The organism is Anaerotruncus sp. AF02-27 (assembly GCF_003465835.1).
Classification (GTDB): Bacteria; Bacillota; Clostridia; order Oscillospirales; family Ruminococcaceae; genus Anaerotruncus; species Anaerotruncus rubiinfantis.
Genome location: NZ_QSBX01000007.1, coordinates 43,639 through 65,253, shown reverse-complemented (window position 1 = coordinate 65,253; position 21,615 = coordinate 43,639). Strand labels below are relative to the sequence as shown.

Annotated in this window: 23 protein-coding genes and 1 tRNA gene; 15 read left to right on the top strand and 9 right to left on the bottom strand. The window is 57.6% G+C overall.

Annotated elements, in window-relative coordinates; translation table 11 throughout:
- The first annotated feature begins 31 nt into the window (after nt 1-31).
- The 7 genes from DWV16_RS07700 (at nt 32) to DWV16_RS07670 (ending at nt 6,727) form a co-directional block, all read left to right on the top strand.
- Nucleotides 32-1,132 (top strand): DctP family TRAP transporter solute-binding subunit, encoded by a 1,101-nt coding sequence (locus DWV16_RS07700; RefSeq protein ID WP_118478559.1) that lies wholly within the window; start codon nt 32-34, stop codon nt 1,130-1,132.
- Nucleotides 1,133-1,193: 61 nt separating this feature from the next.
- Nucleotides 1,194-2,000 (top strand): sugar phosphate isomerase/epimerase, encoded by an 807-nt coding sequence (locus DWV16_RS07695; RefSeq protein ID WP_158572817.1) that lies wholly within the window; start codon nt 1,194-1,196, stop codon nt 1,998-2,000.
- Between the two features lie 40 nt (nt 2,001-2,040).
- A complete protein-coding gene (locus tag DWV16_RS07690; RefSeq protein WP_158572816.1) occupies nt 2,041-2,805 on the top strand; it encodes an SDR family NAD(P)-dependent oxidoreductase in 765 nt (254 codons plus the stop codon).
- 41 nt (nt 2,806-2,846) lie between these two features.
- Nucleotides 2,847-3,929, top strand: a complete 1,083-nt coding sequence (locus tag DWV16_RS07685; RefSeq protein ID WP_158572815.1) for a TRAP transporter substrate-binding protein — start codon at nt 2,847-2,849, stop codon at nt 3,927-3,929.
- Between the two features lie 83 nt (nt 3,930-4,012).
- Entirely contained in the window at nt 4,013-4,492 is a 480-nt protein-coding gene (locus DWV16_RS07680) for a TRAP transporter small permease (protein ID WP_118478551.1), read from the top strand.
- Nucleotides 4,489-5,769 carry a TRAP transporter large permease gene (locus tag DWV16_RS07675; RefSeq protein ID WP_118478549.1) on the top strand — a complete coding sequence of 427 codons (1,281 nt, stop codon included), beginning with the start codon at nt 4,489-4,491 and terminating at the stop codon, nt 5,767-5,769. The genes DWV16_RS07680 and DWV16_RS07675 overlap by 4 nt, the downstream gene beginning before the upstream one ends.
- Before the next feature lie 19 nt (nt 5,770-5,788).
- The gene (locus tag DWV16_RS07670) at nt 5,789-6,727 is read left to right on the top strand and encodes an AEC family transporter (protein ID WP_118478547.1); all 939 of its coding nucleotides are present in this window, start codon (nt 5,789-5,791) and stop codon (nt 6,725-6,727) included.
- Nucleotides 6,728-6,804: 77 nt separating this feature from the next.
- Here DWV16_RS07670 and DWV16_RS07665 read toward each other — a convergent pair whose 3' ends face one another.
- Nucleotides 6,805-8,328, bottom strand: a complete 1,524-nt coding sequence (locus tag DWV16_RS07665) for a phosphomannomutase/phosphoglucomutase (protein ID WP_118478545.1) — start codon at nt 8,326-8,328, stop codon at nt 6,805-6,807.
- Nucleotides 8,329-8,653: 325 nt separating this feature from the next.
- Here DWV16_RS07665 and DWV16_RS07660 point away from each other — a divergent pair, with 325 nt between their 5' ends.
- Complete coding sequence (locus DWV16_RS07660; RefSeq protein WP_066455927.1) at nt 8,654-9,190, top strand: phosphatase PAP2 family protein; 537 nt, start codon at nt 8,654-8,656, stop codon at nt 9,188-9,190.
- Between the two features lie 49 nt (nt 9,191-9,239).
- On the opposite strand, the gene DWV16_RS07655 is transcribed toward DWV16_RS07660, so the two are convergent.
- Both DWV16_RS07655 and DWV16_RS07650 read right to left on the bottom strand, forming a co-directional pair.
- Nucleotides 9,240-9,986 carry a glycoside hydrolase family 25 protein gene (locus DWV16_RS07655; protein WP_066455932.1) on the bottom strand — a complete coding sequence of 249 codons (747 nt, stop codon included), beginning with the start codon at nt 9,984-9,986 and terminating at the stop codon, nt 9,240-9,242.
- 201 nt (nt 9,987-10,187) lie between these two features.
- Nucleotides 10,188-10,279, bottom strand: a tRNA-Ser gene (locus DWV16_RS07650).
- A 223-nt stretch (nt 10,280-10,502) separates the two neighbouring features.
- Here DWV16_RS07650 and DWV16_RS07645 point away from each other — a divergent pair.
- Nucleotides 10,503-11,345, top strand: coding sequence for a transketolase (locus DWV16_RS07645; RefSeq protein WP_118478543.1), 843 nt, complete (start codon nt 10,503-10,505; stop codon nt 11,343-11,345).
- Nucleotides 11,346-11,348: 3 nt separating this feature from the next.
- Entirely contained in the window at nt 11,349-12,296 is a 948-nt protein-coding gene (locus DWV16_RS07640; protein WP_066455937.1) for a transketolase family protein, read from the top strand.
- 405 nt (nt 12,297-12,701) lie between these two features.
- Here DWV16_RS07640 and DWV16_RS07635 read toward each other — a convergent pair whose 3' ends face one another.
- Genes DWV16_RS07635 through DWV16_RS07610 form a run of 6 tightly spaced genes read right to left on the bottom strand, consistent with a single transcriptional unit; the run spans nt 12,702 to nt 16,244 of the window.
- On the bottom strand, nt 12,702-13,052 hold the full coding sequence (locus DWV16_RS07635; protein WP_066455940.1) for a NusG domain II-containing protein: 351 nt from the start codon (nt 13,050-13,052) through the stop codon (nt 12,702-12,704).
- On the bottom strand, nt 13,049-13,759 hold the full coding sequence (locus DWV16_RS07630; RefSeq protein WP_066455943.1) for a PHP domain-containing protein: 711 nt from the start codon (nt 13,757-13,759) through the stop codon (nt 13,049-13,051). The genes DWV16_RS07635 and DWV16_RS07630 overlap by 4 nt, the downstream gene beginning before the upstream one ends.
- Nucleotides 13,756-14,091: a DRTGG domain-containing protein gene (locus DWV16_RS07625; protein WP_066455945.1), complete on the bottom strand. Its 336-nt coding sequence runs from the start codon at nt 14,089-14,091 to the stop codon at nt 13,756-13,758. Before DWV16_RS07625 ends, DWV16_RS07630 begins: the two co-directional genes overlap by 4 nt.
- A gap of 9 nt (nt 14,092-14,100) precedes the next feature.
- Complete coding sequence (locus DWV16_RS07620) at nt 14,101-15,429, bottom strand: [Fe-Fe] hydrogenase large subunit C-terminal domain-containing protein (protein WP_066455948.1); 1,329 nt, start codon at nt 15,427-15,429, stop codon at nt 14,101-14,103.
- A gap of 40 nt (nt 15,430-15,469) precedes the next feature.
- Nucleotides 15,470-15,895, bottom strand: a complete 426-nt coding sequence (locus DWV16_RS07615; RefSeq protein ID WP_066455949.1) for an ATP-binding protein — start codon at nt 15,893-15,895, stop codon at nt 15,470-15,472.
- Entirely contained in the window at nt 15,888-16,244 is a 357-nt protein-coding gene (locus tag DWV16_RS07610; RefSeq protein WP_066455951.1) for a DRTGG domain-containing protein, read from the bottom strand. The genes DWV16_RS07615 and DWV16_RS07610 overlap by 8 nt, the downstream gene beginning before the upstream one ends.
- A 557-nt stretch (nt 16,245-16,801) precedes the next feature.
- Between DWV16_RS07610 and DWV16_RS07600 the strand changes: the two genes are divergently transcribed.
- From DWV16_RS07600 to DWV16_RS07580, 5 genes are all read left to right on the top strand, one after another.
- A complete protein-coding gene (locus DWV16_RS07600; RefSeq protein WP_066455956.1) occupies nt 16,802-17,299 on the top strand; it encodes an NAD(P)H-dependent oxidoreductase subunit E in 498 nt (165 codons plus the stop codon).
- Between the two features lie 2 nt (nt 17,300-17,301).
- Nucleotides 17,302-17,853, top strand: a complete 552-nt coding sequence (locus DWV16_RS07595; RefSeq protein ID WP_066455957.1) for an ATP-binding protein — start codon at nt 17,302-17,304, stop codon at nt 17,851-17,853.
- A 40-nt stretch (nt 17,854-17,893) separates the two neighbouring features.
- Nucleotides 17,894-18,271 (top strand): ferredoxin, encoded by a 378-nt coding sequence (locus tag DWV16_RS07590; RefSeq protein WP_066455959.1) that lies wholly within the window; start codon nt 17,894-17,896, stop codon nt 18,269-18,271.
- A 19-nt stretch (nt 18,272-18,290) separates the two neighbouring features.
- Nucleotides 18,291-20,078, top strand: coding sequence for an NADH-quinone oxidoreductase subunit NuoF (gene nuoF / locus DWV16_RS07585; protein WP_066455961.1), 1,788 nt, complete (start codon nt 18,291-18,293; stop codon nt 20,076-20,078).
- A 19-nt stretch (nt 20,079-20,097) separates the two neighbouring features.
- Nucleotides 20,098-21,615, top strand: a 1,518-nt coding sequence (locus DWV16_RS07580) for an NADH-dependent [FeFe] hydrogenase, group A6 (protein WP_243007289.1), incomplete at its 3' end; no start/stop codon positions are given.

The window sequence follows — 21,615 nt, the reverse complement described above, 5'->3', positions numbered from 1 at the left end:
CATATACCGGTATGAACGAAAGGAGCAAAAAATGAAAAAACTGACATCCCTGATGATCGCAGCAGCTATTCTGATTTCCCTCTTCACCGCATGCCAGGGCTCCAATGCCTCGCAGAGCAGTGCCGTGCCGACAGCCGGTGCATCGGCCGGTGGAGACGCCTCCCCGGCTGTACCGGTGGCCGAGGGGGAATTCCTTATCAAGCTTGGCCATGTCGAGCCGGTTGATTCAAATGAAAACGCCTGTGCGCTAAAATTTGAGGAACTACTGGAGGAGCGCAGCGGCGGGCGCATTCAGGTGGAGGTTTATCCGGCCAGCCAGCTTGGAAACGAAAATGATCTGGTGGAGAGCGTCAAGATGAACGCGGTGCAGATCACCATTCCGTCGGCGGGCGCGGCAGCGCGCTTCTATTCTCCGCTCAACATCTTTATGATGCCGTTTTATCTCGATGGAAAGGATGAAATGGAGAAATATCACAACCTGATGGGGGCGATTGACGCGGTTTGGGACGACCTGAATGCCGGGCTCATCGAAAAATCCAGCCTGCGGATGCTGGCGCCGTTCTGGTATGGCGACCGCTGCGTCACCAACAGTAAAAAGCCAATTGTGAAAGCCGAGGATCTCAAAGGGCTCAACATCCGCGTGCCGGATCAGGATATCTATGTACAAGTATTTTCAGCACTCGGTGCGACACCCACACCGCTTGCTTTCAGCGAGCTTTATATGGCGCTGAGCCAGGGTGTTGTGGACGGACAGGACAATCCCGCCTACACCGACTATGTGAAAAACTTCTATGAGGTGCAAAAATATCTGACTGTCACCGGTCACATCACCCAGATCCAAATTCCGCTTATCGGAGAAAAGTTTTATCAGAGCCTGCCGGAAGATTTGCAGAAGATGGTGGTCGAATGTATGGACGAGGCGGCTTCTTATGCTTCTGAATTGCAGGCGCAGGCGAACATTGATATTGTGGATAAACTGGTAGAGCTGGGCATGGAACTGTCGGAGGCGGATCGCGAGAGCTTTGTTGAGGCGACCAAGGACATCCCGTCGGTTATGCTTGATGAGGAAGGCATGGTGTTTTATCAGACACTGCAAGAGGCGCTTTCCGAAGTCTACGGGAAAAACGGCTGAATATAAAGCCTGGGGCCGGGATACCTTTTTCCGGCCCCACAGGAAAGGCGGGAGATTCCATATGAAACTTGCGGTCAACACCTACTCCTGGCTTTGGAATAAAACGTTGGAAGATACGGTGCGTATTCTTGGGGACAACGGGATAAGCGGCGTGGAGTTTCTGGTTTCTCCGCCACATTTTTACCTGGCGGACTACCGGCCCGGAGTGTACCGAAAGCTGCGGAGAACTCTGGAGGAATACGGGATGGAGGCGGTTTCGCTCAATATCCCGAGTATGGATATCAACATTGCCAGCCCTTTTCCAGAAATGCGGGAGATGACCTTGGGGCTTTACCGGCGTGCGGCGCTTGCCGCGCAGGAGCTGGGCGCAAAGATCCTGGTCATCCCACCTGGAAAGCGCCATCCGCTGCTGCCGCCGGACTATGACCTGATCGCCTCTTACGCGAAGGATTCACTTCTCCGCCTGGCCGACTATCTTCAGGACACCGGCCTTACGGTTGGGCTTGAGACCCTGCCATCCAATTTCATCGATACAGCCGCGCAGCTCCGACAGCTGGTACGTGAGGTGGGAAGCGACCGGGTGAAGGCCGTCTGCGACACGGCAAACGTGATTGCGTGGGAGGACCCCGCCAGTGCGGTTCTGACGCTGCGGGAGGAGCTTTGCCTCCTACACCTGTCGGACACCCGGTGCGGAAAATGGGTGCACGATGTGCTCGGCTCTGGAGAGGTGGACTATACATCCTATCTGCGTGCCGCCAAAGAAACCGGTTATGACGGCTACCTGGTGCTCGAGATGATCAGCAAAGATGGAATCGGTGGGATACTGCGCAGTATTGAAATGCTGCGCGGACAGGGGCTGCACCTCTGACTTTAGCGGGAAGCTTCAAACGAGAAAGAGAGGAAACAGTATGAAGAACTTGTATGAGATGGAAGGCAAAGTCGCGATTGTCACGGGCGGCGCGCATGGGATCGGTTTTGCCTATGCGAAGGGATATCTCGAACATGGCGCGAAGGTCGCCATCTGCGATGTAAACCAAGCATACATCGATGAAGCGAAAGAGAAGCTCATGGAATACGGCGATAGCCTGCTGGCCGGAAAGGTCGACGTGACCGACGAAGCGCAGATCCATACTTTCGTGGAGCAGGTGCTCGCCGCGTTCGGGCAGATCGACGTGCTGGTCAATAATGCGGGCGTGCTCATCCGCAAATTCCCGGAGGAGATGGACGGAAAAGATTGGGATTTTGTCATGGACATCAATGTCAAGGGAACTTTCCTCTTCTCGGTTGAGGTCGGCAAATGGTTCATCGCCCAGAAGCGCCGCGGAAAGATCATCAACATTTCCTCCCAGACCGGACTGCGCGCGGCCGACCGGCGGCTGGCCTACTGCACTTCCAAGGCCGCGATTATTCAATTCACCCGTACGCTTGCGAGCGAATGGGGCAAATACGGAATCAATGTCAACGCCATCGCCCCTGGTTACATCAAGACCGATATGAACAAGGATTTGCGTTCGGACGAAAAGGTTTACCAGAGTATGAAGGACGAGATTCCAATGGGCGACTTCGGATTGCCGGAAGACATCGTAGGAACCCTCATCTATCTGTCGAGCGAAGCTTCGGATTATATCACCGGACAGGTCATCTTCACGGACGGCGGCCTGGTGACCAAATAAATACGACAGAAGAGAGCAATGTTATGAGAGGAGATCGCAGAATGAATAAACTAATGCGCTGTGCAGCGGCCTGTACGGCGGTGCTGCTGTTCGCGGCATGTTCCGCAAAATCTGAAAAACCATCCGCCGCGAGCCAATCTAGAAGCGGTGCGCCCACGGGACAGTCTGAACTGGCCCCTGCGGCAAAGGATCCGATCGTCATCAAGATCGGCCACGAGCAGACGATCGAATCGAATTCCCACAAGGCATTTGAAAAGTTCGAAGAACTTGTAGAAGCCGGATCGAAGGGGCAGATTTCGGTGGAGATCATGCCGAACGCCCAGCTTGGTAACGAAAATGACCTGGTCGAAGGGGTCAAGATGGGGACGCTTCACATGTCGGTCCCGTCCGCGGGCGCGCTTTCACGGTTCTATGCGCCGTTCTCGGTCTTCATGGTGCCGTACTACCTCGACGGAAGCGGCGAGGCGGAGCAGTACCAGAACCTGGTGAAGATCGCGAACAGCGAGGTGGGCGAGCAGATCAACAATGGCCTGATCGAAGCCACCGGCATGCGTGCGCTCGACATCGCCCAGTGGTACGGCAACCGCAATATCACCTCCAACGTCCCGATCAGAAAGCCCGAGGATCTCAAGGGTATCCGCATCCGCACCCCGGACGCGCCGGTCAACACCGAGCCGATGAAGGCCTGCGGCGCCGCGGTCACCCCGATGGCGTTCGGCGAGGTCTATATGGCGCTCAGCCAGGGGGTGATCGACGCGCAGGAGAACCCGAACATCGTCATCTTCAACAAGAAATTTTATGAGGTGCAGAAATACCTGAGCCTGTCCGGCCACATCTCCCAGAACCAGGTGGTCATCATCAACGAGGCCTTCTTCCAGAGCCTGACGCCCGAACAGCAGGAGCTGTTGCAGGGCGCCATGAAGGAAGCGGACGTCTATGCGTCCGAATTGCAGGTCAAGGAGAATAACGACATCCTGGACACGATGGCGGGCATGGGAATCGAGATCATCCGCGACGTGGACGTCGCCGCCTTCAAGGAGGCGACCAGTTCGGTGGCCAACGTGATCCTCGACGAGGAAGGCCTTGCGCTTCTGGAGAAGGTCCGCGAAGTACAGAAATCATAAGGCGCCGCAGAATGCCGGCCATGGGTAAAAATCACCCATGGCCGCGCTAGGCGCCGCTGAGAGAGGATGAGAAGGTAGATTCTATGAAACATTTCATTGATAATTTTGAGGAGTATGCCGGCACCGCCTTCACACTGGCAATGGGGATTGCCGTAACGCTGGGGGTAATCTCCCGTCTGTTCGAACTCTCGCTCGACTGGACCAGCGAGGTGGCACGGTATTCGTTCATCTGGGCCGTTTTTCTTGGGGCCATCGTCGGCACCAAACGCAACAGCCACATCATCATCGAAGTTTTTATAAACCTGTTTCCGGAAAAGGTACGCAAAATACTTTTTATCGTCACCAACGCGGCATCGCTTCTTCTGCTTGCGATATTGGTCTACTATGGATTTATTCTGACCGCAGAATTTTGGGATACCAAGATGTCTCTGCTTCCTTACCCGATGGGTTTGGTCTACATGTCGCTGCCGGCCTGTTCCCTTTTGATGTTTGTGCGGATTCTGCAGATCCTCTGGCGGCAGCTTAAAGAATTCCACGCTGGAAAGGATGGTGCAAACACATGACACTTGTTCTGATGCTTGTTTTTGCCATCTCCATTGTGATCGGCATGCCGGTGGCACTGGCAATCGCGCTCGGATGCCTCTGCGGATTCCTCAGCAACGGAACCATCCCGCTGATGGCGCTGCCGCAGCGGATTGTGATGGGGCTCGATTCCTTTCCCATGCTGGCGATTCCGCTATTTGTCATGGCGGGCGACCTGATGAACTCGGCCGGTATTACCAAACGGCTGATCAACCTCTCCCAGAGACTGGTGGGCCACATCAGCGGTTCGCTGGCGCAGGTGGGCTTTCTGACCAATATTTTCATGGCCTGCATTTCCGGTTCCGGGCTTGCCTCGGCGGCGGCCACCGGTTCGGTGCTGATCCCGGAGATGAAGGAGAAGGGCTACAGCAAGGGCTTTTCCGCTACGGTCATCGCGGCGGCCGCCACCATCGGCCCCATCATCCCGCCGAGCGTCCCGCTGGTGCTCTACGGCTCGATCGCGGAGGTTTCGGTTGGCCGGCTGTTCTTGGGCGGTGCCATCCCGGGCCTCATCATGGGAATCAGCATGATGTTTATCACCTATTTTATCGCGCGTAAGCGCGGCTATGGTGTTTCTCCCAAGGCGAGTCCAAAAGAGATCTTTCAGGCGATCATGGATGCGCTGCTCGCCTTGCTCGCGCCGATCGCGATTGTGGGAGGGATCATTTCCGGTTGGGCGACCGCTACCGAATCCGCGGTTATCGCTGTCTGGATTTCGATCCTGCTGGGCGTGTTCGTCTATAAAGAACTGACCTTCCAAAAGATCATCGCCGCGGTCACCTCCTCGATGGTGACCACCGGGACCATCTGCTTTATCATCGCGGCGAGCGCGCCGTTTGGCTGGATCATGGCGTGGGAGAACGTGCCGACCCGCGTGCTTGCGAGCATGGAGGGCATCATGCACATCCCGTGGCTGGTGCTGCTGCTCGTCATGCTCTGCCTGCTGGTGCTGGGCATGTTCCTCGACGGAACCCCGATCATCATCCTGACCACCCCGATCCTGCTGCCGGTCATGAAACAGATCGGCATCGACCCGGTGCATTACGGGGTCATCCTCGCGATCAACACGATGGTCGGTACCATCACGCCGCCGGTGGGCACGCTGATGTACGTGACGACCCGTATCGCGGGCTGCAGCATCGCGGAATTCTCAAAGGAGGCGTGGAAATATATGCTGCTGCTGGCGGTGGTGCTGCTGGCGTTTGCGTATATCCCGCCGCTGGTCACCTGGCTGCCGGGCGTGCTGATGCCAATGTAAAAGCTGAGGAGCTGATGAGATGTCCTCCTTCTTCACGACGCTGAACGTCGTATTGCCCATCTGCCTAATGGTGGAGCTGGGTGTGCTTTTGCGCGCCGGCCGCATCCTGGACGACGGCTGCTGCGCGGCCCTGAACGGTACGGCTTTCAACGCCCTGCTCCCCTGTATGATCTTCACGAACATTTACACGGGCGCCGCGCAGGAGGCGGGCTATGGCAAGCTGCTGCTCTTTGCCGGGCTTGGGTTTATAGCCGCATACCTGTTCCTGATGCTGGTGGTGCCGCGCTTTGAGAAAACGCCCGCCAAACGCGGGGTGATCGTGCAGGGCTGCACCCACAACAGCTTCCTGATCATCGGCATGGGGTTGGCCGCCAACCTCTACCCCGGCATGGACTATGCCGTGATGGGGGTGCTGGCAGCGCTGGCCATCCCCATAAACCACATCACTTCGGTCCTCGCATTGCAGATTTTCCAGGATCGGAAATACCGGCTGCGGGAACTCTTCCTGCAGCTTGCGAAGAATCCGTTGCTGCTCGCGAGCCTCCTGGCGATCTTTGCGAACGCGGTTCGCCTGCCCCTTCCAAAGGTGCTGCTGTCCGCCATGACGACCCTTGGGGGCGCGGCGGTGCCAATCTGTCTTTTGGCGCTGGGCGGGGGCTTTCGGTTCTCGAGCCTCTCGAACGACCGGTGGCAGGTAGCGTTTGCCTGTGTGGTAAAGCTCCTGCTGCTGCCGCTCTGTTTCCTGCCGCTTGCCGTCCTGCTGGGCTTCCAGGGGCTTCCGCTGCTTTCGCTGCTGGTCTTTTTTGGGACTCCGACGGCCCCGGTCACCTACACGCTCTCCGCTTCAATGGGCGGAGATGCGGGGCTCACCTCCAGGGTGGTCCTGTTTTCCAACTGCTTTGCAGCCATCACCCTGTTTGGATTCATCGATGTGCTGCTGTCCATAGGGTTCTTATAACCCATCCTCTCTCGCGGCATTGTAAACGAAAGCAGGCGCCCCGTTCGGGGCGCCTGCTTTCGTTTATGTAACACCTTTTATTTTGCGAGTGGGGAAAGGTCGAGCCGGTCAAACCCAGTGAGCAGCTCCTTTGCGATGGTGACGATCCGGTCGCAGTCGCCGGGACGGTTGCCCTCGAGGTTGAGCGGCATGAGCGGGTCGTGCAGCGAAAGCCGCAGCAGCATCCAGCCCTGCGTTTCGGTCCCGGTGAACGAAAGCCGGACCCCCTCGTAGGAATTCGGCGCGACCGTGTAGCCGGCGGCCTTCGCACGGCCCTCAAATACCTTGAGGACCTCCTGCCCGTAGGCTTTGAAGTTTTCGCCCAGAAGGTTCATGCGGTATTCGCGGCATTCGAACTGCCGGGGGAGCTTCTCGATAAGCGAATCCACCTGCTTTCCCTGCTTGCGGGCGTTTGCGGCGGCGATCAGCAGCTTGACCGCCAGATAGGCGCCATCGTCGAGAAAATAATTTTCGGAAAGAGCGCCGTGGCCGGAGGTTTCAATGGCGAGCGGCGAAACGGTGCCTGCGTCATTGAGGCGTTTGGACTCGTTGATGACATTTTTGTAGCCACGTTTGAAGCGGTGATGCCGAAGGCGCAGCGTATTTTCAAGAAAATCGGTGAGCTTGTCGGAGGTGACCGAGTCGGTCACAATGGTCGAGCCGGGGTAGTCCTTTGCAAGAATGGCGGCCATCATCGCAATAATCGCATCGCGGCAGACCTCGGTGCCGTCGTGCAGCACAGCGGACATCCGGTCGACGTCAGTATCAAAAATAATCCCCAAATCGGCATGATTCGACACGGTCGCGTGGCGTATGGCGTCCATTGCCGCTTTGTTTTCCGGATTTGGGATGTGGTTGGGGAACATGCCGTCCGGCTCCAAAAACTGGCTGCCGGTGGTGTCCGCGCCGAGCGGAGCCAGGACCTGCTCAACAAAGAACCCGCCCGCTCCGTTGCCAGCGTCGACCACGATTTTGAGCCCGGCGAGCGGGTGGTCATAGTCCTGCGCATTCACGCCGAGGCGGATTTTTTCGCAGAGGCTTTTGGCATAAAGCGGAATGAGGTCGGCCTTGCCTGCGGCGGAAAGATCCGCATCCTGAGCCGAAAGCAGCGCCGCGGTTTCGAGCAATGCGGTGATATCGGCCTTTTCAAGCCCGCCGTCCGGGGTGAAAAATTTAAGGCCGTTCCGGTTATACGGCAGGTGGGACGCGGTGATCATAATGGAGCCATCAAAGGCGGTCTCTGGAAATACGATTGACATGAACATCGAAGGCGTGGAAGCGAGCCCGCAGTCATAGGCCCCGACGCCTTGCGCGAGCAATCCCGCGAGCACCTCGCGCCCCAGCGCGGGCGCGGAAATACGGGAATCGTGTCCAACGCCGATTTTCAGCTCATGAATGGGTTTGCCGGATTTTTCAGAAAGCCAGCGTGCGAACGCCGCCGCAATCCGGTTCGCGGCCTCTCCGGTCAACGTGACCGGCTGTCCTTCGACGCCGCCGACGGCAACGCCGCGCACATCGCTGCCATTTTGCAGCTTCAGGATATTTTCCCGGGAAATAGACATATGATAAGCCCTCCTCAGACGAAAATAAATACAGCCCACAAAAATAAGCGCATACCGCCTTTGGCGGCAAATCCGCGTTTATTATAGCACAGCGGCAAGCCTTTCAGGCTTGTGCGCCGCTTTGCGGCGTGATCCCAGCTTGTGCCGGGATCCGCTGTGATGCAATAAGCGCGGCGCGCAGCAAAGCTGCACTGGGCCCGCCTAGTGCGGGCGGCAATTGGCAGAAAGCCAATTGCCCGCGCTTATTATAGCACATTTCCGACATGGTTTGTTGCAAAATTTCCAAGTTTCGTGCTAGAATGTTCCACAGAAAGGAGGAGAACCGATGGAGTGGCTTTTACAGGCGGATCTGGCCGTTACAGGCTGGATCAACACACATCTGCACACGGCGCTTCTGGATGCGGTGCTGCCGTTTGTCACTACGCTCGGCGACAACGGCTTTATCTGGATTCTTTTTACCGTCTGCTTGCTGCTGTTTAAAAGGACCCGCCGCTGGGGGATGGTCTGCGGGATCGCTCTGCTGACCGGCTATCTCACCGGCGAGGTGTTCCTAAAAAATCTGGTGGCCCGTGCGCGGCCGTTTACCCATCTTGAGGGCTTTCAGCTGCTGATCCCCGAACCCGCGGGTTTTTCGTTTCCCTCTGGGCATTCGGCCTCCTCTTTTGCGGGCGCGACCTCTCTTTTTTTTATGAACCACAGAAACGGCTGGTGGGCGTACCCGCTTGCGGGCCTGATCGCGTTTTCACGGGTCTATCTTTCGGTGCATTTTGTCACCGATATAACGGCGGGGATTCTTTTGGGGGTGGCGAGCGCCTTTTTTGCCCGTTGGCTCTGTGACCGTTATCTGGCCCGAACCCCATAAAAAGAAAACGCGGCTTTCGTCAAAAGGCGAAAGCCGCGTTTGTATTCCTTCAGCCCTGATACTGGTCGATAAGTGACTGCATCCCGCTGATGAGCGCGCGGTTGCGCGCGCGTTCCGCTTCGTAGAGCGCTTTATAGTCAGTGCCCACGGGAGTGAGATGGTTGTAACCGCCTTCCCGGATGATCGTGGGGTAATCTTTATAGCTCACATCCAGGTCGATCGCGCCGGTCACACCGGGGATCGAACCGGAACCGCTGTACTGCCAGATGGAAGTCTCGCCCTGATAGGTGAGCCGGTCGGCATATTGCGCCACCCAGTGGTCGTATTTCTGAAGCTGGCTGTCATAGATCCAGTTTTCATACCAGTCCTTGGAGGCGTACATCATGGGGTAGTAGCCCTGACGGCGTACCTCCTCCAGAAATGCGATGCAGATGTTGGTGCGCTTCTGACGGGTCAGCGCCATGATCTGGCCGTCATATTCCTGGTCAAACGCCACCGGATAGGTGAGCTGGTATGGTGCGATGGCTTTGAGGCAGGCGTCTGCCTCGATACGCGCCTGTTCTTCATTTACCGCGCGGCTGTACCAGTAAACGCCGGTATCAAGTCCGGCCGCCTGCGCGTTTTTGAGCTGCTGCACAAAAGATTTGCTGATATAACCCGAAAAGCCACTGGTACTGCGCAGGCCGTAGCCAACCCGCACCATGGCGAACGCGCGCCCGGAGATTCTGACGGCGTCGAAGTTGACCAAGCCGGTTCCGCCGTTATTGTTGGAACTGGTGTCCACGCCTTCATACATGGATATCCCTCCTCCTTCCCCAAATTGTCAAAATGCGGCAGGACCCGGCTAAATCCGCGCAGGCTCCGCGACGCTTGGGGATATTTTTCGATCCGCGCCGGGAAAAGCGCGGATACCACAGTGTATGCAGGAATGGGGGAATCCTTTCCCAAGGCGGAACGAGAAAAAGCCTCCGCACAGTTTTTTGTGCGGAGGCTTTGCTGGCGGAAGCGGTGGGATTCGAACCCACGGTCCCTTTTACAGGATTACTCGATTTCGAGTCGAGGCCGTTATGACCACTTCGATACGCTTCCTTATCAGAACTGGAACACCCAGTTACGGATCATTATTATATCAGGACTGGCATGAAAAGTCAATGATCTTTGTGAAAATCATTCCCGGAATGAAGTTTTTTCGGTATGGGAACCTTCTTGATTATTTTGGGGATGTGTATTATGATAAGAACGGCAATTTGGGACGGGCGCCGGAAGGCGGCGGCCAGTTTACGGAAGTTTGAAAGGGGAAAGGAAGAACACTATGGATCAAAAACGCGCAAAAGAACTGGAGATTATCGCTACGAAGATCCGCCTTGCTGCATTGGATGCGGTTTATACCGCTGCTTCCGGGCACATAGGAGGATCTTTGTCGGTTGCGGATATTCTGACGGTGCTTTATTTTGAAAAAATGCATATTGACCCCCAAAACCCCAGAGACCCGGAGCGGGACCGCTTTGTGCTCTCCAAAGGGCATTGCACGCCCGCGCTTTATCCCACGCTCGCGCTGCGCGGCTACTTCCCGGCGGAGGATCTGAAGCTCTTCCGTTCGATCGAAGGGCATATGTCCGGCCATCCGGATATGGTGCATGTCAAAGGGGTGGATATGTCCACCGGCTCGCTGGGACAGGGCCTTTCCGCGGCGGTCGGCATGGCGTTGGCCGGAAAGATTGACGGGAAATCCTACCGGGTGTATGCTGCCGTGGGCGACGGCGAGGCGGAAGAAGGCCAGATCTGGGAAGCCGGGATGGCCGCCGCGAAATACCATCTGGACAACCTGTGCGTATTTCTCGATGTGAACGGCCTGCAGATTGACGGCGCGACTGCCGATGTCATGCCTTCCGAGCCGCTCGACAAGAAGTGGGAGGCGTTCGGCTGGAATGTTCTGAAGATCGACGGCCACGATTACGCGGAGATTTCCGGCGCGCTCGACAAGGCCGAAACTGTAAAAGGCAAGCCGACCATGATCCTTGCCAGGACGGTCAAGGGCAAGGGCGTCTCCTACATGGAGAACAACGCGGGCTGGCACGGCAAAGCGCCCGGCAAGGAACTCTATGAACAGGGGCGGGCGGAACTTGAAGCATTTTTGAAAGGTCTGGAGGGTTAAACGATGGGAGAAGTAATTGCAACGCGCGCGGCCTACGGAAAGGCGCTTGTGAAATTCGGCGGGCTCAACCCGAACCTGGTGGTGCTTGACGCGGACCTTTCCGCCGCCACCATGACCAATGGCTTCGCCAAGGAATATCCGGATAAATTTTTTAATATCGGCATTGCCGAGGCGGATATGGTCGGCATCGCCGCGGGCCTTGCGACCTGCGGGAAGATCCCGTTCGTCAACTCGTTCGCGATGTTTTCGGCTGGCCGCGCTTGGGAACAGGTGCGCAATTCGGTCTGCTATCCGCGCCTGAACGTCAAGGTGGTCGGTTCACACGGCGGCCTTTCGGTCGGTGAGGACGGCGCTACCCACCAGTGCTGCGAGGATTTCGCACTGATGCGGGTAATCCCTGGTATGACGGTGCTCTGCCCCTGCGACGGCAACGAAATGACCGCCGCTGTGGAGGCGCTCATGAGCTATGAAGGGCCGGTCTATATGCGCCTTGGGCGACTGGCGGTCGAAACGGTGACCGACACAATCCCAGGCTATCACTTTGAAATCGGCAAGGGCGTACAGCTGGTGGATGGGTCGGATGTCACGATTATCGCCATTGGCATGATGGTGCAGGAGGCGCTCAAAGCCGCAGACCTGCTCAAGGCGGAAGGCGTTTCGGCGCGCGTGATCGACATGCACACGATAAAGCCCCTTGATACCGAAATGCTGCTCAAGGCGGCCCGGGAGACCGGCTGCATTGTGACGAGTGAAGAGCACAATGTGATTGGTGGGCTTGGCAGCGCGGTGAGCGAATTCCTTTCGGAGAACTGCCCGGTTCCGGTGGTCAAGCACGGTGTGGAGGATCAGTTCGGCCGTTCGGGCAAAGCGCCGCTGGTGATGCAGGCCTACGGCCTCACGCCGGAGAAGATCGCCGCGAAGGCGAAAGAAGCGATCGCCAAAAAGAAGTAAACCAAATCAAATGTTTCGTCAACCTTTTCAAAGGTTGCGGGGGTCGCGGGGACGGCGTCCCCGCGCCGCGCTTCGCAAAGCGCGGAATCCTGTTTGGGCCCGCGGCCCTGCTGTAAGCGTATTTGGGGGTCCGGGGGGATTTACAAGAAAAATCCCCCCGGACCTTTCCGATTCCACAGGCAAAAACCAGCGGACGGACGGCGTATGCCGTCCGGCCGCTTTTTACGTTTCGTATCAATCGGAACCGGATCGGGAATGGGGAGCCGCGTGCCCCGGCCCCCCAAACCCCTCTCTCGCTTGCAGTGGGCGCCGCGGCGCCAGGCTGCGGGGGGCGCCGTCCCCCGCGCCCCCGGCAAACCTTTGAAAAGGTTTGATCGAAACTTTTGTCCGGGACCGGCTCGCCGATCAATTCAATTCGTCGCGCGGGTAACAGACGAGCGTCACCCGGTTGGGCATGCAGACCGCCCGGTCGCCCGGGCTTTCGCACCAGCCCGCCTTCTCACAGATGTGGTCCGGGCAGGTCACGTTCACAAAACGGATCTTCCCGTCCAGCACCTCAAAACTGACCGGCTTTCCTTTCAGTGTGAAAACCTCATCCTTTGCGTGTGCGAGATCGATCCGCCGGACTTCCTGGGAATCCGCTGTAATCACCGCGATCGTGTCGCCGCCGCGCGGCCGGTACAGATAAAATCCCCACGCCGCGCAGGCAACGAGCAGTGCGGCGATGAGGACGATTTCAAATTTACGTATTTTCATAAAAGCCTTGCCGCCAGTCCCGCGAAGTCAACCGTCTCCAGATGGATGCAGCGCTCGCGTTCGGCGATATCCTCCAAATAATGCGCGTCAGAGCTTGTGACAATATAATACCCTTCCTTGAGATCGGCATGTGCGCCGTCCCCGAAAAAAATGTCCGGCTTGGCAACCTCAAGCGTGCGAAAGCCGCATTCCGGCGGGATGAAACCCAGGTTCGAGAGCACGCTGTAGGAATTGCGGTCGACATGCGCCGGGTAACAAAGCCCGCCGTAGGACTGCACCAGCGCGGGCACGTCGGAAATTTCGATCGTGGTCGCATTGACCAGGAGCTTTTTTACACTGCCCGCGACCGCATCGTTTTCATCCAGGATGAACTGGTCGCCGAAAATGGACGGCTCATTGTCGATGTCCGCGAGCCGTTCGTACACATAGGAATCGAACGCCATGGCGTTTTCGAGCGTGGGAAACAGACAGACCACATGGATTTCCTCCGCTGTGGTCAGCTCCATGCCGGGCAGCACCTGAAGGCCGCTGCCCTCGGCAGCCTTCAGGATCGCCGGGCAGTTTTTGCAGGAGTTGTGGTCGGTCAGCGCGATCAGGTCCAGTTCCTTCAAAAGCGACATGTTCAGGATGTTGTTGGGGGTCATGTCGTTGTCGCCGCAGGGCGACAGACAGGAATGGATGTGCAGATCGTAGAAAACCGGCTTCACGGATGGAGCTCCCGGTCGATCTCCCTTGCCGTATCGTAAACCGGCCGCGGTGAGGCAAGCACCGCGATGTCGTTCTGTTCGGCTTTCTGTTTCGCTTCGTCGTCGAACTGCGCGCCTTCGGCCAGCACCACACAGGCCACATCGGCCAAAAGCGCCACAGCCATCGCGTTGACATTCCCCATCACCGTCACCCAAGCGCTGTCCGCCGGGGCGCGTCCCATCACAAAACTCAATAAATCGCAGCAGTAGACGCATTCGATTTCCCGTCCGAGCGCCTCGCCTCCGGACAGGACCGAAAGCCCCAGCTTCTGCGCCGCCTGTTGTACCGTCATCCGATCACCTCATTTGTCGTTCTGTTCGTCATCCACCGCCTCGGAGGGACGCGGCATGAATTTCGAGAGCCGGGAGAGGCCCTCCGCCATGGCACGCATTTCGTCGCGCAGCTTGAAGATGCAGGCCTCCTCAGTGGAAAACCCGCGCACGATATCCTCGGCCAGCGCCTTGCAGGACGGCGCGCCGCAAGAGCCGCAGTCCATGCCGTAGAGCCGGCCTTCGATCTCGCGCATCTTGTTCATCTTTTCCATCGCGACCTTGAAGTTCTCATCGAGCTCGAGCACCGGCTCGTATTCGACCGGCGCGTCCCACTGATAAGGGGAGATTTCGTCGTCCGGCAGATGGTTGCAGGAAACCGGACGGTATTTGCGGATACGTTTGAGCTTGGCTTTGGCGACATACGGGTTCTCGACTGTCAGCACGCCGCCGACGCAGCCGCCGGAACAGGCGTTGAGCTCGACGAAATCGAGGTCGTAGAACTTCTCGTCCTCGAGATCCTCGAGGACGCGGATGACGTTTTCGATCCCGTCGGCGGCCAGATACCGCTCCTTGAGAGCGGCTGCCGCCTCTCCCCCGCTGCTGCCCCAGCCGATGCCCATCCGGCCAGCCTGGGTCAGATCGACCGTCTGCGGGACGTTTTTCATCAGCGAGATGAGCTTCGGGTAGACCTCGCGGATGGCGATCACCGCGTCGACCGCGCTTTTTTCCGCTCCGAGCGGCATCTTGACAGCCGTCACCTTGGCCGGGCAGGGGCTGATGAAGATGACGCCGATCTCCTCCGGCGCGAAGCCGGTCTTTTCCATCGCCGCTTTGCGCGCGAGCCGCGCGGCAACCTCGATGGGCGCGTGCAGCGGCAGGACGTTGTCAATGAGTTCCGGGAAGCGCACCCGGATGAGCCGCAGGACGGCCGGACAGGCGGAGGAAATGACCGGCCGCTTGACATCGGGCCGGGCCATATATTTGCGGGTTGCGTCCGAAACGAGCTCGGCCGCCCGCGCGACCTCAAACACCTCGTCGAACCCCATCATCTGCAAAGCGCCGAGGATGATGTCGATGTCGTCAAGGTTGTTGAACTGCCCATAGAGGGCGGGCGCGGGGAGCGCCACCTTGTATTTATAGGTATCCATGACCGAAAGCGGGTCAAAGATGGCCTGTTTCGCGTGGTGCGGGCAGACGCGGATGCACTCGCCGCAGTCGATGCAGCGCTCCTTGATGATGCGCGCCTTACCTTCCCGCACCCGGATCGCTTCGGTCGGGCAGCGTTTGACACAGTTGATGCAGCCGTGGCATTTGTCACGGTCGAGCGTCACCGAATGGAAAAAATTTGCCTTGTTCATCGCAATCTCCTTCACAGGAGCGTTGGGATGGCGCCGGGGTCTAGGCCACGTGAACCTTCATGTCCACGGTGGTGCCTTCTCCCACTACGCTTTGTATCTCCATCTCATCGCTGTATTTTTTCATATTGGGCAGCCCCATGCCTGCGCCGAACCCAAGGTTGCGCACGCTTTCGGGCGCGGTGGACCAGCCTTCCTGCATGGCAAGGCTGATGTCCTTGATGCCGGGGCCGTGGTCGACCAGAGACATGGTGATGCATTCGGGGGAAATCTCCACCGTGATATGCCCGCCGCCGCCATGGATGACCATGTTGATTTCCCCTTCATACATCGCAATGGCTACCTTGCGCACCACGTTCGAATGCAGGCCCAGCTTTTTGAGCACCGCCTTGACGTCGCTGGAGGCCTCGCCCGCACGGGTGAAGTCATCGCCGGGCACGTCGTATTCGAGCTTGATTACCTCAGACATCGCTTTCACAACCGCCTCTCAATCCATTGCTGTAAAGCAGCCCGCAGGCCGCGAACATCCGGTATGGGGTGGTCATCACCGCGATACCGCGTTCCTGCGCGAGGTCGATGATCGCCTGGTCGGGCTGCTTTCCGCGCACAAAGACGATGCAGACCATGTCCATCATTTCGGCGGTGCGCACCACCTGGGAATTCACAAGCCCGGTGAGCAGCACGCTCTGGTCCTTGACAAAAGCCAGTACGTCGCTCATCATATCGCTGCCGCAGGCGGTGTGCACTTCGGCGCCGAGGCCGTCGCCCTCACAGAGGACGTCCGCCTTTAAAATTTCCTTGATATCCTGAACTGTCATAGAGGATACTCCTTTCAAGATGTTGCATGGGGCTGGCTGTTTGTCCTTTCCGACAAATATTTACCCCTGCATTATAACATTTTGTTTAATTTTGTGCAATGGATAAACGGCACCAATCGGGTTTTCAAAAGCTGTATAATCTGCACGCGCCCACGATGTATTTTGTGGGAAAGCGGGTGAAAAAGCCGGCGCATGAAAATCAAAACGGCCGCGGCAGAGCCGCACGGCCATTTTGGATTGCGGAGCAATAAAAAATATACATGGCTGCTCAAAAATATTTTGGCATTAACGCCGAATAAAGAAAAAACACCACAAATATTTTGTATTTTTCCAACAGAAAAACATGTAAAAGATCTGGACGGCCATATCAATATCTGTTATAATTGTAACAATTAAGCTGGATGCGTGCGCGTAGGCAATGTTTGCCTGTATGGATATCCTGATGTCGTTCCCGCGGACACCTGTGATTCGGCCAATTCCCGGCCGCGGTTTCCGGAGGAGTTTTTATATGATATCCGGTGCGCGCACCGCCAATTATTCAAGGAGGTAAAGACTAGATGGCGAACACCAAAACGGTCGTACCTTTCAAAGGGACGCCGGAACAGGAAGAGAAGCTCAAGGCGCTCATGGCACAGCACAGGGGAGAAAAGGGAGCGCTCATGCCGGTGATGCAGGGTGCGCAGGAGATCTATGGCTATCTGCCGATCGAAGTGCAGAAGATGATTTCCGAAGGCATGGACATTCCGCTGGAAGAGATCTACGGCGTGGCCACATTCTACGCGCAGTTCACCCTCAACCCGAAGGGCGAGCACAAGATTTCGGTCTGCCTGGGAACGGCCTGCTATGTCAAGGGCGCGGGCGATATCTTCAACAAGCTCTCAGAGAAGCTCGGGATTTCGAGCGGCGGATGCACTCCGGACGGAAAATTCAGTTTGGACGCCTGCCGCTGTGTCGGCGCATGCGGGCTTGCTCCGGTCATGATGATCGACGATGAGGTCTATGGCCGGCTGACGGTTGATGAGATCGATTCGATCCTGGCGAAATACGGCGCCTGAGCGTGATGCAGGAACTGTCGCTGAATGTGCTGGATATCGCGCAGAATTCGGTGCGCGCAAAGGCGGATCTCATTGAAATCACGGTGGATGAACAGCCAGGGAAAGACCTTCTCACCATCACGATCGCGGACAACGGCTGTGGGATGAGCGCCGAACAGGTACATAAAGTGATCGACCCGTTTTTTACCACCCGCACGACCAGAAAGGTCGGGCTGGGCGTGCCGTTTCTCAAAATGGCGGCGGAGATGACGGGCGGGACGCTTGCAATCGACTCCAAAGTGAATGTGGGGACGACGGTAACAGCCACATTTGGGCTGACCCACATCGACCGGATGCCCTTGGGGGACATGGCGGGGACAATCAGCTCGCTGGTTCAGTGCAATCCGGATATTGATTTCGTCTATACCTACCGCCGCGGGGAACAGGCATTTGCGGCGGATACACGGGAGTTCCGGCAGGTGCTCGCGGGCGTGCCGCTTTCCAATCCGGAAGTGGTGGGATTCATCAGTTCGTTCATCCGGGAGAACATGACGGAAATCCAGGGGAATGGATAACCAGGCAATAAGCGTATTTGTGGATGGAGGATAACAGATTATGAAAAGTTTAGCGGAGCTTCAAGCTCTCAGGGACAAAGTGAAAAGCAATATGGGCATCCGGGAGGATGACACAGGCAACACCCGTGTCGTGGTCGGCATGGCAACCTGCGGAATCGCCGCGGGCGCGCGCCCTGTGCTGCAGGCGTTCACCGAGGAGGTCGCCAAACGCAATCTCCAGAACGTCACCATCGCACAGACCGGCTGTATCGGCATCTGTCAGTATGAGCCGGTTGTGGAGATCATGGAACCCGGCAAGGAAAAGGTCACCTATGTAAAAATGACTGCGGAAAAAGCTGCGCAGGTGGTTGCGAACCATCTGGTAAACGGCAACGTCATGACCGAATACACCATCGGCGCTGTCGCGCAGAAAGCATAAATGAAGGAGGAGACACATCATGTATCGTTCCCATGTTCTGGTTTGCGGAGGTACAGGTTGCACTTCCTCCGGCTCCGCAAAGGTCATCCGTGCCTTTGAGGACGAACTGAAAGAAAAAGGCCTTGAAAACGAAGTCAAGGTTGTCAAAACCGGCTGCTTCGGCCTGTGCGCGCTCGGCCCGGTCGTCATCGTCTATCCGGAGGGCTCGTTCTATTCCCGGGTCAACGCGGAGGACGTGCGCGAGATCGTCGAGGAGCACCTGCTCAAAGGACGTATCGTCAAGCGTCTGCTCTACACCGAGACCGTCCAGGAGGACACCATCAAGTCGCTGAGTGACACCGACTTTTATAAAAAGCAGAAACGCGTCGCGCTCAGAAACTGCGGCGTGATCGACCCCGAGGACATCAACGAATACATCGCATATGACGGCTATCAGGCGCTGGGCAAAGTGCTCACTGAGATGACCCCGGACGACGTCATCGACGTCATCACCAAATCCGGGCTGCGCGGCCGCGGCGGCGCGGGCTTCCCGACTGGACGCAAATGGGCGTTCGCAAAGGCTTCGGTCAACGACCAGAAATATGTCTGCTGCAATGCCGACGAAGGCGACCCGGGCGCGTTCATGGACCGTTCGGTGCTCGAAGGCGACCCGCACGCGCTGCTTGAGGCGATGACGATTGCCGGTTACGCGATCGGCGCAAACCAGGGTTACATATATGTCCGCGCGGAGTATCCGATCGCGGTCAAGCGGCTGGAAATCGCCATCGGCCAGTCGCGCGAGATGGGACTGCTCGGCAAAAACATCTTCGACTCCGGATTTGATTTCGACATCGACATCCGCCTTGGCGCGGGTGCGTTCGTCTGCGGCGAGGAAACCGCGCTGATGACCTCGATCGAGGGCCACCGCGGCGAACCGCGTCCGCGTCCGCCGTTCCCGGCGGTCAAGGGCCTGTTCGCGAAACCGTCGGTCCTCAACAACGTTGAGACCTACGCGAACATCCCGCAGATCATCCTGAAGGGCGCCGATTGGTTCGCCTCGATGGGTACTGAAAAATCGAAGGGCACCAAGGTTTTCGCGCTCGGCGGAAAGATTCACAACACCGGTCTTGTTGAAATCCCGATGGGCACCACCCTGCGGGAGATCATCGAGGAAATCGGCGGCGGCATTCCCAATGGCAAAAAGTTCAAAGCGGCGCAGACCGGCGGGCCTTCCGGCGGATGTATCCCGGCCTCCAAGATGGACGTTGAGATCGACTATGACAACCTGATCGCCATCGGTTCAATGATGGGTTCGGGCGGACTCATCGTCATGGACGAGGACAACTGTATGGTCGATATCGCCAAGTTTTTCCTCGAGTTCACCGTCGACGAGAGCTGCGGCAAGTGCGCGCCGTGCCGCATCGGCACCAAGCGCCTTTATGAGATGCTTGATAAGATCACCAAGGGACAGGGTACCCTGGAGGATCTCGACAAGATGGAAAAACTCTGCTACTACATCAAGGAAAACGCCCTGTGCGGACTCGGCCAGACCGCTCCGAACCCGGTGCTTTCCACCCTGCGCTATTTCCGCGACGAATACGAAGCGCATGTCGTGGACAAAGTCTGCCCCGCGCATGTGTGCAAACATCTGCTGAGCTACTCGATCGACGCGGATAAGTGCAAAGGCTGCACGCTCTGCGCGCGCCAGTGCCCGGTGGGCGCGATTTCCGGCAAGGTCAAGGAAGCGCACGTCATCGACCAGCAGAAGTGCATCAAATGCGGCGCCTGCATTGAGAAATGTAAATTCGGCGCGATTGTGAAGAAATAAGAAAGGAGTGTACCTAAAGATGGAAATGGTAAATATCAAAATTAACGGTATGCCCTTGTCCGTGCCGAAGAATAGTACAATTCTCGAAGCCGCAAGAAGTGCCGGCATTCAGATTCCCACCCTGTGCTACCTCAAGGAGATCAACGAGATCGGTGCCTGCCGGATCTGCGTTGTCGAAGTCAAGGGCGCAAGGACCCTTGTGACCGCCTGCGTGTACCCGGTTTCGGAGGGCATGGAGATCACCACCAACTCCCAGAAGGTGTTTGAAGCCCGCAAAACCACCCTGGAGCTGATCCTCTCGACCCACAAGAAGGAGTGCCTGACCTGCGTGCGCGCGGACAACTGCGAACTGCAGAAGCTCTGCCACGACTTCAAGGTTGACGACCAGGATAAATACGCCGGCATCAACCCCACCTATCCGGTGGACGATTCCGCGGTGCATATGTTCCGCGATGACAACAAATGCATTCTCTGCCGCCGCTGCGTGGCTGCCTGCGCCAAATGGCAGGGCATCGGGGTCATCGGCCCGAACGAGCGCGGTTTCAACACCCATATCGGCTGCGCGTTCGAGCAGAACCTCGATGAGGTGGCCTGCGTTTCCTGCGGACAGTGTATCGTCGTCTGCCCGACCGGCGCCATCGCGGAGAAGGATCAGACCCAGGAGGTCTGGGATGCGCTGGGCGATCCCCAAAAACATGTCATTGTGCAGACCGCGCCTTCGATCCGCGCCACTCTGGGCGAAGCGTTCGGCAATCCGGTTGGCACCAATGTTGAAGGCAAGATGGTCGCAGCCCTGCGCCGACTCGGATTCGAGAAGGTGTTCGACACCGACCTCGCGGCCGACATGACCATCGTCGAAGAAGCCCATGAGTTTGTTGAGCGCGTGACGGGCGGCGGCGTGCTGCCGATGATCACCTCCTGCTCGCCGGGCTGGGTCAACTACTGCGAGCACTACTTCCCCGACCAGCTGGCGCACCTGTCGACCTGCAAATCGCCGCAGCAGATGTTCGGCGCCACGGTCAAGACCTGGTACGCGAAAAAGATGGGTTGGGACCCGAAGGATATCTATGTAGTGGGTATCATGCCCTGCACCGCGAAAAAGTCCGAGGTCAAACGTCCGGACGAGGACGCCGCGGGCGTGCCCGATGTGGACGTTTCCCTGACCACCCGCGAACTTGCGCGGATGATCAATCGTGCGGGCATTCAGTTCAATGATCTGCCGGATGAGCAGTTTGACAGCCCGCTGGGCGAATCGACCGGCGCGGCGGTCATCTTCGGCGCGACCGGCGGCGTTATGGAAGCGGCGCTGCGCACCGCGGCAGAATGGGTTGGCGGCAAACCGCTCGGCGATGTCAAGTTCCAGGAAGTCCGCGGCACCGACGGTATCAAGGAAGCCACCTATCAGGTGGGCGACCTCGAAGTCAAGGTTGCGGTTGCATCCGGTCTCGCGAACGCAAAGGTCATCATGGAAAAGATTCGCTCCGGCGAAGCCCCGTGGCATTTCGTTGAAATTATGGCCTGCCCGGGCGGCTGCGTC

Bases quoted from the DNA above. Each gene is read 5' to 3' on its own strand.
- DWV16_RS07700 (WP_118478559.1), top strand. From the start codon at position 32: ATGAAAAAACTGACATCCCTGATGATCGCAGCAGCTATTCTGATTTCC.
- DWV16_RS07645 (WP_118478543.1), top strand. From the start codon at position 10,503: ATGGATCAAAAACGCGCAAAAGAACTGGAGATTATCGCTACGAAGATC.
- DWV16_RS07625 (WP_066455945.1), bottom strand. From the start codon at position 14,091: ATGACGGTACAACAGGCGGCGCAGAAGCTGGGGCTTTCGGTCCTGTCC.
- DWV16_RS07685 (WP_158572815.1), top strand. From the start codon at position 2,847: ATGAATAAACTAATGCGCTGTGCAGCGGCCTGTACGGCGGTGCTGCTG.
- DWV16_RS07655 (WP_066455932.1), bottom strand. From the start codon at position 9,986: ATGTATGAAGGCGTGGACACCAGTTCCAACAATAACGGCGGAACCGGC.
- DWV16_RS07600 (WP_066455956.1), top strand. From the start codon at position 16,802: ATGGCGAACACCAAAACGGTCGTACCTTTCAAAGGGACGCCGGAACAG.
- DWV16_RS07620 (WP_066455948.1), bottom strand. From the start codon at position 15,429: ATGAACAAGGCAAATTTTTTCCATTCGGTGACGCTCGACCGTGACAAA.
- DWV16_RS07640 (WP_066455937.1), top strand. From the start codon at position 11,349: ATGGGAGAAGTAATTGCAACGCGCGCGGCCTACGGAAAGGCGCTTGTG.
- DWV16_RS07660 (WP_066455927.1), top strand. From the start codon at position 8,654: ATGGAGTGGCTTTTACAGGCGGATCTGGCCGTTACAGGCTGGATCAAC.
- DWV16_RS07670 (WP_118478547.1), top strand. From the start codon at position 5,789: ATGTCCTCCTTCTTCACGACGCTGAACGTCGTATTGCCCATCTGCCTA.
- DWV16_RS07610 (WP_066455951.1), bottom strand. From the start codon at position 16,244: ATGACAGTTCAGGATATCAAGGAAATTTTAAAGGCGGACGTCCTCTGT.
- DWV16_RS07615 (WP_066455949.1), bottom strand. From the start codon at position 15,895: ATGTCTGAGGTAATCAAGCTCGAATACGACGTGCCCGGCGATGACTTC.
- DWV16_RS07675 (WP_118478549.1), top strand. From the start codon at position 4,489: ATGACACTTGTTCTGATGCTTGTTTTTGCCATCTCCATTGTGATCGGC.
- nuoF (WP_066455961.1), top strand. From the start codon at position 18,291: ATGTATCGTTCCCATGTTCTGGTTTGCGGAGGTACAGGTTGCACTTCC.
- DWV16_RS07690 (WP_158572816.1), top strand. From the start codon at position 2,041: ATGAAGAACTTGTATGAGATGGAAGGCAAAGTCGCGATTGTCACGGGC.
- DWV16_RS07590 (WP_066455959.1), top strand. From the start codon at position 17,894: ATGAAAAGTTTAGCGGAGCTTCAAGCTCTCAGGGACAAAGTGAAAAGC.
- DWV16_RS07635 (WP_066455940.1), bottom strand. From the start codon at position 13,052: ATGAAAATACGTAAATTTGAAATCGTCCTCATCGCCGCACTGCTCGTT.
- DWV16_RS07680 (WP_118478551.1), top strand. From the start codon at position 4,013: ATGAAACATTTCATTGATAATTTTGAGGAGTATGCCGGCACCGCCTTC.
- DWV16_RS07665 (WP_118478545.1), bottom strand. From the start codon at position 8,328: ATGTCTATTTCCCGGGAAAATATCCTGAAGCTGCAAAATGGCAGCGAT.
- DWV16_RS07695 (WP_158572817.1), top strand. From the start codon at position 1,194: ATGAAACTTGCGGTCAACACCTACTCCTGGCTTTGGAATAAAACGTTG.